Below are 12,096 nucleotides of genomic sequence, written 5' to 3' on the forward strand. Positions count from 1 at the left end.
ACGCGAGGAGCCCAACGCCATGAGCCAGCAGCCTTTTGTCGGTCGCCCCACGCCCATCACGAACGCGACCCACTCCCAGAAGCCCTCCGGGATGCCGATCCACAAGTACGGCTCGTACGAGCAGGTGGACATCCCGGACCGCACCTGGCCCGATGCCCGCGTCACCAAGGCCCCCCGCTGGCTGTCCACCGACCTGCGGGACGGCAACCAGTCGCTGATCGACCCGATGACCCCGGCCCGCAAGCGCGAGATGTTCGACCTGCTGGTGCGCATGGGCTACAAGGAGATCGAGGTCGGCTTCCCGTCCTCCGGCGAGACCGACTTCGCCTTCGTGCGCTCCATCATCGAAGAGGGCGCGATCCCGGACGACGTGACCATCTCCGTACTGACCCAGGCCCGCGAGGACCTGATCGAGCGGACCGTCGAGTCCCTGGTCGGCGCCAAGCGCGCCACCGTGCACCTGTACAACGCGACCGCGCCGACCTTCCGCCGGGTCGTCTTCCGCGGCTCCAAGGAGCAGATCAAGCAGATCGCCGTCGACGGCACCCGCCTGGTCATGGAGTACGCGGAGAAGCTGCTGGGCCCGGAGACCACCTTCGGCTACCAGTACAGCCCGGAGATCTTCACCGACACCGAGCTGGATTTCGCCCTGGAGGTCTGCGAGGCCGTCTGTGACGTCTGGCAGCCGGCCGAGGGCCGCGAGATCATCCTGAACCTGCCCGCCACCGTGGAGCGTTCGACGCCGTCCACCCACGCGGACCGCTTCGAGTGGATGGCCCGCAACCTGACCCGTCGCGAGCACATCTGCATCTCGGTCCACCCGCACAACGACCGCGGCACCGCCGTCGCCGCCGCCGAGCTGGCCCTGATGGCCGGCGCCGACCGCATCGAGGGCTGCCTGTTCGGGCAGGGCGAGCGCACCGGCAACGTCGACCTGATCACGCTGGGCATGAACCTGTTCTCCCAGGGCATCGACCCGCAGATCGACTTCTCGCAGATCGACGAGATCCGCCGCACCAGCGAGTACTGCAACCAGATGCCGGTCCACCCGCGCCACCCCTACGCGGGCGACCTGGTCTACACCGCCTTCTCCGGCTCCCACCAGGACGCCATCAAGAAGGGCTTCGACGCCATGGAGGCCGACGCGGCCGCCCAGGGCAAGACCGTCGACGACATCGAGTGGGCGGTCCCCTACCTGCCCATCGACCCCAAGGACGTCGGCCGCTCCTACGAGGCGGTCATCCGGGTCAACTCGCAGTCCGGCAAGGGCGGCGTCGCGTACGTCCTGAAGAACGACCACAAGCTGGACCTGCCGCGCCGCATGCAGATCGAGTTCTCCCGGATCATCCAGGCCAAGACGGACGCCGAGGGCGGCGAGGTCACGCCCAAGGCGATCTGGGACGTGTTCTGCGACGAGTACCTGCCCAACCCGGAGAACCCGTGGGGCCGCATCCAACTGCGCTCCGGCTCGACGGCCACCGACAAGGACGGCACGGACACGCTGACCGTCGAGGCGGTCGTGGACGGCGTGGACACGGTCCTGAACGGCACCGGCAACGGTCCGATCTCGGCCTTCTTCGACGCGCTGGCCGGCATCGGCGTCGACGCCCGCCTGCTGGACTACACCGAGCACACCATGAGCGAGGGCGCGTCCGCCGTGGCCGCCTCCTACATCGAGTGCGCGATCGACGGCCGTGTCCTGTGGGGCATCGGCATCGACGCCAACACCACCCGCGCCTCCCTGAAGGCGGTCATCTCCGCCGTCAACCGCGCGGGGCGCTGACCACTCGTACGTGAGCCCCGCTCCTCCGGCCGGAGGAACGGGGCTCCGTCGTCCCCCGGGCCGCGGGGCGCGTCAGCGGGCCAGGTAGCCGCCGTGCACAGGCCCGATGGCCATGACGTGGTCCCAGGCCCGCGCGGTGGTCTCCCGTACGTCCGAAAGAGGGAGTACCCCGGCGTTCGCCACGGCGACGTCGAGGCGCCCCGTAGGCCTCCACGGCGGCGGCGACCATCGTCCGGTTGTCGTCCGGATCGGAGACGTCACCGCGCACCGCGGTGATCGTGTGGCCCTCGGCGGCCAGATCCGTACGCGGCGCCTCGACCCCGGGGCCGGTGATATCGGCCCCGGTCACCCGGCGCCGGAGCGTGCCATCAGCACGGCGGTGGCCCGGCCGATGCCGCTCGCGGCCCCGCCACCAGACACGACTGCTCGTTCATGCGGCAGCCCCTGAGCGGAACCGGGGGTGCAGATCGGCCAACTCCCGGGCGGGGGACATGTTGTCTTGTCGCACGACTGACGCATCCTCACCGATGTGGCTAACATCACGCCAACCCGGCGATGCTGCCGGACGACCACGGAGGTGCGACGTGCTGCCAGTTCGGGGTGGGGACGGCCGGAAGCTGACGGTCTGGGGCATCCGTACCACCTGGAGCACCGTGAGTGACGGGGAGTTCTTCTGCCCGGACTGCGGTGGGGACCGCAACTACCGCAGGCGCACCGGCCGCCGCCGGTTCACCGTCCTCGGGGTGCCGCTGCTGCCGCGCGGGCAGGCGGGGCCCGTGGTCGAGTGCCAGGGCTGCCGCGCGCGCTTCGGCACCGACGTCCTGGACCACCTCACCACCACCCGGTTCACCGCGCTCCTGCGCGACGCCGTGCACACCGTGGCGCTGGCCGTGCTCACGGCCGGCGGGACCGCCTCGCGCAGCGCGCTGGAGGCGGCCGTGTGCGCCGTACGGGCCGCGGGCTTCCAGGACTGCACCGAGGAGCAGCTGGAGTCCCTCGTGGAGGCGCTGTCCACGGACGAGGGCCGGCTCGGGCTGTACGACATCCCGGAGTGCTGCGGGGCCGCGCTGTCGATAGAGCTCCACGAGGCCCTGGAGCCGCTCGCCCCGCACCTGGCCGGCCCGGGCCGGGAGTCGATCCTGCTCCAGGGCGCGCGGATCGCCCTCGCGGACGGCCCGTACATCCCGGCCGAGCGCGAGGTGCTGGCCACCGTGGGGTCGGCGCTGCGGATCGGCGCGGACGAGGTGACCCGGCTGCTGTCGGCGGTGCGCGCGCCCTGAAGGGAGCCGGAGCCGCCCCGGAACCGTCCGGAACGAGTCGGTCGGACGTAACGATCCGGCCTCGTGGGGGCCGAAATCTCGCCTGGTGAACACTTTGTGAACAGCGGAGTCGACGACTCCGGGCCCGTTCCGGCCGCCTTCAGGGGCGCCGGAAGGGGCCCTTCTCTTTTGCTCCACCGAAGGGCCGCAAAGCACGTCGTGGCAGCTCGCAGCCAGTGCTGTTCGCACTCGCAGAGCCGGATCGCCTTCCTTCGGAAGGCCGGGCTCATACCCCTGCGCCGGATTCTCCACCACTGGAGAAATCTACAGATCTGGTGCCCGGTGAGGTCAACAGTTTGTAGAAGTCGACGATATCTGTGAGGCCTCCCACAGGCGTTCAATTCCGGTCACACGCCGAGAAGCCGCCGCCCCGCACAGCGGGACTTCGACCCACGTGAACGTACTGAAAACCCTGGCGAACCAACGGGTTAACGACCCACTTCGCCCAGGGATAACCAGATCTCCTCTCACTTACCTACCTTGAAGGGCAAGGCTGAGATGGCACGTGTCGCCGCCCGGCTTTCCACTGGCGGAAAGCAGAGCACGCACCCGGTCGACGAGGTGCTCCCCCTCCCCAAGCTCGCGCTGTACGGCTTCCAGCACGTACTCGCCTTCTACGCCGGCGCGGTGATCGTCCCGATCATCGTGGGCAGCGCACTCAAGCTGAGCCCTGAACAGCTGGTCTACCTGATCAACGCGGACCTCTTCACCTGCGGCATCGCGTCGATCATCCAGGCCTGGGGCATCGGCCGGATCGGCGCGCGACTGCCGCTGATCCAGGGCGTGACCTTCACCGCCGTGTCACCGATGATCGCCATCGGCCTCGGAGCGGGCGGCGGAACGGCCGCCCTGCTGGTCATCTACGGCGCGGTCATCACCGCCGGCATCGCCACCTTCGCCTTCGCCTGGCTGCCCGCCAAGGCGTTCCGGACGGTGATGCGGCTCTTCCCGCCGGTCGTCACCGGCACGGTGATCACCGTCCTGGGCATCGTCCTGATCCCGGTCGGCCTCAACGACGCCGCCGGCGGCCTCGGCAGCCCCGACTTCGGCGAGCCCGAGAACTTCGCCTACGCCGGCGGCACGATGCTCTTCATCCTCATCCTGATGAAGATCGGCAAGCCGTTCCTCTCCAGCATCGCGATCCTCCTCGGCCTGGTCGTCGGCACCGGGGTCGCCTTCCTCCTCGGCGACGCGAAGTTCGGCGACGTGGGCAAGTCCGACTGGATCGGCGTCACCACCCCCTTCCACTTCGGCGTCCCGAAGTTCGAGTGGTTCCCGATCGTCCTGATGCTCATCGTCATGCTGATCACCATGGTGGAGACGACCGGTGACACCTACGCGGTCGGCGACATCGTCGGCAAGGAGGTCGACAGCGAGACCGTGGCCCGCGCCCTGCGTGCCGACGGCGCCGCCACCGCCCTCGGCGGTGTCCTCAACTCCTTCCCGTACGTGGCCTTCGCCGAGAACGTCGGCCTGGTGCGGATGACGAAGGTGAAGAGCCGCTTCGTGGTCGTCGCCGCGGGCGTCTTCATGATCGTCCTCGGTCTGCTGCCCAAGGCCGCCGCGATCGTCGCCGCCGTACCGCACGGCGTCCTCGGCGGCGCCGCGACCGTCATGTTCGCCATGGTCGCCCTGGCCGGCATCCAGACCCTGGGCAAGGTGGACCTCAAGGAAGAGAAGAACGCCCTGATCGTCGGCGTCTCCCTCGCCTTCGCCCTGCTCCCGGCGACCGTCCCGGTCTTCTTCACCAAGCACATGGACGCGGACCTGTCCTCGCTGCTCAACAGCGGTGTCACCCTCGGCGCCACGGCCGCCATCGTGCTCAACCTCATCTTCAACGGCCTGGCCGAGGACAACGCCCACGACGCCCCGGAGGCGGGAGCCCGGGCCCTCGCCGAGGCGGAGGTCGACACCGCGCCCGGCTCCGACGCCACGGCCGCCGAGGCCCCCGAGGTCCCTGCAGCGGTACCGGCCCGGGCCGCGGCGTCCGCCGCCCCCGCCGCCTCGGCCGAGAAGGCGGACGACGCCGACCCCACGCCGTCCCCGTCCGCTCCCTGATCCTCCCAAGGGGTGCTGACCCCTCGCCCGGACCGACGTCCGGGCGAGGGGTCGTCGCTGTCTCCCGGCGGGTCCCCGTACGGGACAATGGGCGCATGAGTCTGTTCCGCGACGACGGCATCGTGCTGCGCACCCAGAAGCTGGGTGAGGCGGACCGCATCATCACGCTGCTGACCCGGGGCCACGGACGGGTACGGGCGGTCGCCCGCGGGGTGCGGCGCACCAAGTCCAAGTTCGGCGCCCGGCTGGAACCTTTCTCCCACGCCGACGTGCAGTTCTTCGCCCGCGGCAGCGAACTGGTGGGCCGCAGCCTGCCGCTCTGCACCCAGACCGAGATCATCGCCCCGTACGGCAACGGCATCGTCACCGACTACGCCCGCTACACCGCCGGCACCGCCATGCTGGAGACCGCCGAGCGGTTCACCGAGAACGAGGGAGAGCCCTCCGTACAGCAGTACCTGCTGCTCGTCGGAGCCCTGCGCACGCTCTCGCGCGGCGAACACGAACCGCACCTCATCCTGGACGCCTTCCTGCTGCGCTCCCTCGCCGTCAACGGCTACGCACCCAGCTTCGAGGACTGCGCGAAGTGCGGGATCCACGGCCCCAACCGGCACTTCTCCGTCGCCGCGGGCGGGGTCATATGCGGGGACTGCCGGGTGCCCGGCAGCGTCGTACCCTCGTCGGAGGCCATCGCCCTGCTCAGCGCCCTGCTGACGGGCGACTGGGGGCATGCCGACGCGTGTGAGGCGCGTCACGTGCGGGAGGGCAGCGGGCTGGTCTCCGCCTATTTGCACTGGCATCTGGAGCGCGGGCTACGCTCCCTGCGATACGTCGAGAAATAGGAGCTGGGCACATGGCACGACGCGGGATTCTGGGACGCTCTCGCCGGGAGTACAAGGTTCCCGAGCCGCACCCCTCCGGTGCGGTCCCGCCGAAGATCCCCGGCGAGCTGGTCCCGAACCACGTCGCCGTCGTCATGGACGGCAACGGCCGGTGGGCCAAGGAGCGCGGCCTGCCCCGCACCGAAGGGCACAAGGTCGGCGAGGGCGTCGTGCTCGACGTGCTCAAGGGCTGCCTGGAGATGGGCGTCAAGAACCTGTCCCTGTACGCCTTCTCGACGGAGAACTGGAAGCGCTCGCCCGACGAGGTCCGCTTCCTGATGAACTTCAACCGCGACGTCATCCGGCGGCGCCGCGACGAGATGAACGAGCTCGGCATCCGCATCCGCTGGGTCGGCCGCATGCCGAAGATGTGGAAGTCGGTCGTCCAGGAGCTGCAGGTCGCGCAGGAGCAGACCGTCGACAACGACGCCATGACCCTGTACTTCTGCGTGAACTACGGCGGCCGCGCGGAGATCGCCGACGCGGCGCAGGCCATCGCCCGGGACGTGGCGGCGGGCAGGCTCGACCCGTCGAAGGTCAACGAGAAGACCTTCGCCAAGTACATCTACTACCCGGACATGCCGGACGTGGACCTGTTCCTGCGCCCGAGCGGCGAGCAGCGCACCTCCAACTACCTGATCTGGCAGAGCGCGTACGCCGAAATGGTCTTCCAGGACGTGCTGTGGCCGGACTTCGACCGGCGCAACCTCTGGGCGGCGTGCCTGGAGTACGCCCAGCGAGACCGCCGCTTCGGCGGCGCCGTTCCCAACCAGCCGGAGGCACCCGGCGCGGCGGGCTGACGGGCTCCGGCCTAGGATCCCTGCCCATGGACGATACGGGCGGGGATCAGCTGTACCGGATACACGAGGCGGCAGGGGGCGGGCAGGCGATCGAGCTCCGCTACCGGCCGACGGTGGTGGACATGGCCGAGGCGCTGAGGTTGCGCAACCGGACCCCGGCCGGGCGTCGCCAGCGACGGCCGTGGTTCCTCCTCGGCCTGCTGGGCCCAGTGCTCGCCGCGGCGCTGATCTGGCAGGACGGCGGGCCGGAGCCCGTGTCGGCCGGGCTGCTCGCGCTCGTCGTCTTCAGCTGGGTCTTCGTGTTCTCCGGGCACCGGATCATGGCCCGGGCCCACCGGGGCGTGCTCGACGCGGCGGGCGACTGCCGGGCGGTCGTCGACGGCGACGGGGTGGCGGTCACCGGGTCGGGGACCTCCACGCACCACCGGTGGACCGCGCTGGCGCACTACGCGGAGACGCCGGCCCACTTCGCGGTGTTCTCGGCCGACAGGCAGGCGCTCACGGTGATGGTGCTGCCGAAGCGGGGCCTCGCCGACCCTGCGGACGCGGACCGGATCCGGGCGATCCTGGACCGGAACCTGGACCGGATCTAGAGGGCGGCCGCGCAGTCGGCGCAGGTGCCGAAGATCTCCACCGTGTGGGCGACGTTCACGTAGCCGTGCTCGGCCGCGATGGACTCCGCCCACTTCTCCACGGCCGGGCCCTCCACCTCGACGGCCTTGCCGCACTTGCGGCAGACCAGGTGGTGGTGGTGATCGCCGGTGGAGCAGCGGCGGTACACGGACTCGCCGTCGCTGGTGCGCAGGACGTCGACCTCTCCGGCGTCCGCGAGGGACTGAAGGGTGCGGTAGACGGTGGTCAGGCCCACGGAGTCACCACGGTGCTTGAGCATGTCGTGGAGTTCCTGGGCGCTGCGGAACTCGTCCACCTCGTCCAGCGCCGCAGCCACTGCGGCCCGCTGGCGGGTGGATCGTCCTCGTACTGGCGCGGTATTCATCTCGCCAGGCGCAGTCGCCACCGGTTCCTCCTCGTATAGGCCTGCGGCCATTGTGCCAGCCCGCTAGACCTTCACATCGTCGCGCGTGCAGACCTCTTCGACCGCCGGGGCGGCTTTGGCCCGGCGGCGGGCCAGGGGAGCGGAGAGGGCGGTCAGCACCACGAAGACGCCGATCGCGAGCAGCACGATCGTCGCGCCCGAGGGCACGTTGATGTAGTAGGTGGCCGCCGTGCCGGTCAGGGAGACGGTGACGCTGATGGCCATGGCCAGGCCCAGGGTGGTGGCGAAGCTGCGGGTGAGCCGCTGGGCGGCGGCGACCGGGATCACCAGCATCGCGCTGACCAGCAGCAGGCCGACGATGCGCATGGCGACGGTGACGGTGACCGCGGCGGTGACCGCGATCAGCAGGTTCAGGGCGCGTACGGGCAGCCCGGTGACCCGGGCGAACTCCTCGTCCTGGCAGACGGCGAAGAGCTGCCTGCGCAGACCGACCGCGACGGCGAGGACGAACGCGGCGAGGATCGCCATCGCGGTGACGTCCTCGGTGGCGACCGTGGTGATCGAGCCGAACATGGAGCCCAGGAGGCTGGCCGTCTGGCCGCCACCGAGGTTGATGATCATCACACCGCCGGCCAGGCCTCCGTAGAAGAGCATGGCGAGGGCGACGTCCCCGCTGGTCCTGCCGCGGGCGCGGATCAGCTCCATGCCGACGGCGCCGACGACGGCGACGAGGGTCGCCATCCATACCGGGCTGGTCTGGAGGACGAAACCGAGAGCGACACCGGTCATGGCGACGTGGCCGAGGCCGTCGCCCATGAGCGCCTGGCGGCGCTGGACGAGGTACGTGCCGATGGCGGGGGCCGTGATGCCGACCAGGGCGGCCGCGATCAGCGCTCGCTGCATGAAGGCGTAGTCGAGAATGTCCATCAGCTCAGCAGTCCCGTCCGCAGGGGCTCGGCGTCGTGCGCCGCGTGGGGGTGTACGTGGTCGTGGCCCGGCAGGGCGTGCTGGCCCACGGCCTCCGGCGGCGGGCCGTCGTGGACGACGCAGCCGTCGCGCAGCACGACGGCGCGGTCGATCAGGGGCTCCAGCGGGCCCAGCTCGTGCAGGACGAGCAGGACGGTGGAGCCGGCGGCGACCTGCGCGCGCAGGGCGCTCGCCAGGACCTCCTGGTTGGCGAGGTCCACGCCCGCCATCGGCTCGTCCATGATCAGCAGTTCGGGTTCGACGGCGAGCGCCCGGGCTATGAGGACGCGCTGGTGCTGGCCGCCCGAGAGGGCGTCCACCGAGACGTCGGCGTGCGAGTCCATGCCGACCAGGGCCAGGGCGTGCTCTATGGCGGCCTTGTCGGCCTTGCGTAGGAGCCCGAAGCGGGAGCGGGCGAGCCGGCCGGAGGAGACGACCTCGCGGACGGTGGCCGGGACGCCGCCGGCGGCGGTGGTGCGCTGCGGGACGTACCCGACGCGCGACCAGTCGCGGAAGCGCTTGAAGTCGGTGCCGAAGAGGCTGAGGGAGCCGTCGCTCAGCGGGACCTGGCCGACCACGGCGCGGACGGCCGTGGACTTGCCGGAGCCGTTGGCTCCGAGCAGGGCGACGACCTCGCCGCGCCGGACGGTGAGGTCGATTCCGCGCAGCACGGGGCGCGAGCCGAGCGAGGCCTTGGCCCCGCGCAGGGATATGACGGGCCGGTCGTCGGCCGGTCGGGGCGGGGACTGCATGGCTCGCGCCTCCGTTGCTGCTGTCATCACTTGGCTCCGAGTGCCTTCTGGAGGTTCTTCAGGTTGGACCGCATGACCTCGAAGTAGTCGGCGCCCTGGGACGTGTCGGTGATGCCCTCGAGCGGGTCGAGGACGTCGGTCTTCAGGCCGGTGTCCGTGGCGAGGGTCTTGGCCGTCTTGTCGCTGGCCAGCGTCTCGAAGAACACGGTGGTGACATTGTCCTTCTTCGCGACCGCCTGAAGATCCTTCATCCGGGCCGGGCTCGGCTCGGACTCGGGGTCGACGCCGGAGATGCCCTCCTGGTCGAGGCCGTAGCGCTCGGCGAGGTATCCGAAGGCGGAGTGGGTGGTGATGAAGGTCCTGGAGGCCGTGTTCTTCAGGCCGTCCTTGAACTCGGTGTCCAACGCCGCCAGCTTGCCGACCAGTTCGTCGGTGTTCTTCTTGTAGTCCGCCGCGTGGCCGGGGTCGGCCTTCTCCAGGGCCGCGCCGACGCCCTTGGCGATCTCCGCGTACTTGACCGGGTCGAGCCAGACGTGGGGGTCGGTACCGCCCTCGCCCTGGCTGTGGTCGTGGCCCTCGCCCTCGGTGTGGGCCTCCTCGGCGGCGTGGTCGTGGTCGGAGGCGCCGTGGGCCTCCAGCTCGGTGAGGGTGGCTGCGTCGACGACGTTCTTCACGCCGGACTGGGCGACGGCCTTGTCGACGGCGGGCTGCAGGTTCTTGAGGTAGAGGACCACGTCGGCCTCGCCGAGCTGCGCGGTCTGCTTGGGAGTGATCTCCAGGTCGTGCGGTTCGACGCCCGGCTTGGTCAGGCCGTCGACCTTCACGTGCTCCTTGCCGATCTGCTCGGCGACGAACTGGAGGGGGTAGAACGACGCCGTCACGCCGAGTTTGCCGTCCTCGCCGCCGGCGGCACCCGCTCCGGAGCAGGAGGTCAGGGCCGTGGCGCCGAGGGCGACGGCGCCGGCGAGGGCGGCGGTGGGTATGAGGCGTCGTACGTTCATGACATCCATTTTCATCAAAGATGGAAACGATTGTCAAAAACCCAGGTGGGAGGGCCGGGCGGGCGGGCGTGGAAGGGGAACCGATTTGAAAGCGGGGGTGCGGGCGCCGGTAACCTAAAGACTTCGCCGTTCGTCCTCGTAATGAAGAGAGCACCGTGGCCGCCGACAAGATCGAAACCATCGTCAGCCTGAGCAAGCGCCGTGGCTTCGTTTTCCCGTGCAGTGAGATCTACGGCGGCTCCAAGGCCGCCTGGGACTACGGCCCGCTCGGTGTCGAGCTCAAGGAGAACATCAAGCGCCAGTGGTGGAAGGCGATGGTCACCGGGCGTGAGGACGTCGTCGGTCTCGACTCGTCCGTGATCCTGGCCCCCGAGGTCTGGGTGGCCTCCGGCCACGTCGCCACTTTCTCGGACCCGCTGACCGAGTGCACCTCCTGCCACAAGCGCCACCGCGCCGACCACCTCGAAGAGGCGTACGAGGCCAAGCACGGCCGCCTCCCCGAGAACGGCCTGGCCGACATCAACTGCCCCAACTGTGGTGTGAAGGGCCAGTTCACCGAGCCCAAGCAGTTCTCCGGCATGCTGGAGACCCACCTCGGCCCGACCCAGGACACCGGCTCCAAGGCGTACCTGCGCCCCGAGACCGCGCAGGGCATCTTCACGCAGTTCGCCCAGGTCCAGGTCACCTCGCGCAAGAAGCCGCCCTTCGGCATCGCGCAGATGGGCAAGTCCTTCCGCAACGAGATCACGCCGGGCAACTTCATCTTCCGCACCCGCGAGTTCGAGCAGATGGAGATGGAGTTCTTCGTCAAGCCCGGCGAGGACGAGCAGTGGCAGGAGTACTGGATGCAGGAGCGGTGGAACTGGTACCGCGACCTCGGCATCCGTGAGGAGAACATCCGCTGGTACGAGCACCCGAAGGAGAAGCTGTCCCACTACTCGAAGCGCACCGCCGACATCGAGTACCGCTTCAACTTCGGTGGCAGCGAGTTCTCCGAGCTCGAGGGCGTCGCCAACCGCACCGACTACGACCTCAAGGCGCACGCCGCGGCCTCCGGCCAGGACCTCACCTTCTTCGACCAGGAGGCCGGTGAGCGCTACACCCCGTTCGTCATCGAGCCGGCGGCCGGTGTGAACCGCGCCATGCTCGCCTTCATGCTCGACGCCTACAACGAGGACGAGGCCCCCAACGCCAAGGGCGTCATGGAGAAGCGCACCGTGATGCGCCTCGACCCGCGCCTGTCCCCGATCAAGGTCGCCGTCCTGCCGCTGTCCCGCAACGCGCAGCTGTCGCCGAAGGCCAAGGGCCTGGCCGCCGACCTGCGCAAGAACTGGAACATCGAGTTCGACGACGCGGGCGCCATCGGCCGCCGCTACCGCCGCCAGGACGAGATCGGTACGCCGTTCTGCGTCACCGTCGACTTCGACACTCTGGACGACAACGCGGTGACCGTGCGCGAGCGCGACACCATGAAGCAGGAGCGCGTGTCCCTGGACCAGATCCAGGGCTACCTCGGCAGCCGCCTGCTCGGCTGCTGAC

11 protein-coding genes are annotated in these 12,096 nt (G+C 69.8%); 7 read left to right on the forward strand and 4 right to left on the reverse strand.

Going from position 1 to position 12,096, the window contains the following annotated elements; all coding sequences use genetic code 11:
- The first annotated feature begins 19 nt into the window (after window positions 1–19).
- The 6 genes from leuA (at window position 20) to ACZ3X1_RS05100 (ending at window position 7,434) form a co-directional block, all read left to right on the forward strand.
- The gene (leuA, locus tag ACZ3X1_RS05075; RefSeq protein ID WP_467276723.1) at window positions 20–1,783 is read left to right on the forward strand and encodes a 2-isopropylmalate synthase; all 1,764 of its coding nucleotides are present in this window, start codon (window positions 20–22) and stop codon (window positions 1,781–1,783) included.
- A gap of 584 nt (window positions 1,784–2,367) precedes the next feature.
- Window positions 2,368–3,063, forward strand: a complete 696-nt coding sequence (locus ACZ3X1_RS05080; RefSeq protein ID WP_467276726.1) for a TerB family tellurite resistance protein — start codon at window positions 2,368–2,370, stop codon at window positions 3,061–3,063.
- Between the two features lie 537 nt (window positions 3,064–3,600).
- Window positions 3,601–5,160 carry a nucleobase:cation symporter-2 family protein gene (locus ACZ3X1_RS05085; protein ID WP_467276730.1) on the forward strand — a complete coding sequence of 520 codons (1,560 nt, stop codon included), beginning with the start codon at window positions 3,601–3,603 and terminating at the stop codon, window positions 5,158–5,160.
- A 95-nt stretch (window positions 5,161–5,255) separates the two neighbouring features.
- Window positions 5,256–6,002, forward strand: a complete 747-nt coding sequence (recO, locus tag ACZ3X1_RS05090; RefSeq protein ID WP_030649778.1) for a DNA repair protein RecO — start codon at window positions 5,256–5,258, stop codon at window positions 6,000–6,002.
- An 11-nt stretch (window positions 6,003–6,013) separates the two neighbouring features.
- The gene (locus tag ACZ3X1_RS05095) at window positions 6,014–6,841 is read left to right on the forward strand and encodes an isoprenyl transferase (protein ID WP_362634783.1); all 828 of its coding nucleotides are present in this window, start codon (window positions 6,014–6,016) and stop codon (window positions 6,839–6,841) included.
- Window positions 6,842–6,867: 26 nt separating this feature from the next.
- Entirely contained in the window at window positions 6,868–7,434 is a 567-nt protein-coding gene (locus tag ACZ3X1_RS05100) for a YcxB family protein (protein ID WP_356815201.1), read from the forward strand.
- Here ACZ3X1_RS05100 and ACZ3X1_RS05105 read toward each other — a convergent pair.
- From ACZ3X1_RS05105 to ACZ3X1_RS05120, 4 genes are read right to left on the reverse strand one after another with little or no spacing between them, the layout of a single operon-like run.
- Window positions 7,431–7,859 (reverse strand): Fur family transcriptional regulator, encoded by a 429-nt coding sequence (locus ACZ3X1_RS05105; RefSeq protein ID WP_030649766.1) that lies wholly within the window; start codon window positions 7,857–7,859, stop codon window positions 7,431–7,433. The genes ACZ3X1_RS05100 and ACZ3X1_RS05105 overlap by 4 nt on opposite strands.
- A gap of 42 nt (window positions 7,860–7,901) precedes the next feature.
- Window positions 7,902–8,765, reverse strand: a complete 864-nt coding sequence (locus ACZ3X1_RS05110) for a metal ABC transporter permease (RefSeq protein ID WP_356815202.1) — start codon at window positions 8,763–8,765, stop codon at window positions 7,902–7,904.
- Window positions 8,765–9,583, reverse strand: coding sequence for a metal ABC transporter ATP-binding protein (locus tag ACZ3X1_RS05115; protein ID WP_390076866.1), 819 nt, complete (start codon window positions 9,581–9,583; stop codon window positions 8,765–8,767). Before ACZ3X1_RS05115 ends, ACZ3X1_RS05110 begins: the two co-directional genes overlap by 1 nt.
- Window positions 9,583–10,557, reverse strand: a complete 975-nt coding sequence (locus ACZ3X1_RS05120; RefSeq protein WP_467276747.1) for a metal ABC transporter substrate-binding protein — start codon at window positions 10,555–10,557, stop codon at window positions 9,583–9,585. Before ACZ3X1_RS05120 ends, ACZ3X1_RS05115 begins: the two co-directional genes overlap by 1 nt.
- Before the next feature lie 155 nt (window positions 10,558–10,712).
- Between ACZ3X1_RS05120 and ACZ3X1_RS05125 the strand changes: the two genes are divergently transcribed.
- Window positions 10,713–12,095, forward strand: coding sequence for a glycine--tRNA ligase (locus ACZ3X1_RS05125; RefSeq protein WP_467276750.1), 1,383 nt, complete (start codon window positions 10,713–10,715; stop codon window positions 12,093–12,095).
- The last annotated feature ends 1 nt before the right edge of the window (window position 12,096 follow it).

This window comes from Streptomyces sp. NPDC023541 (genome assembly GCF_055559995.1).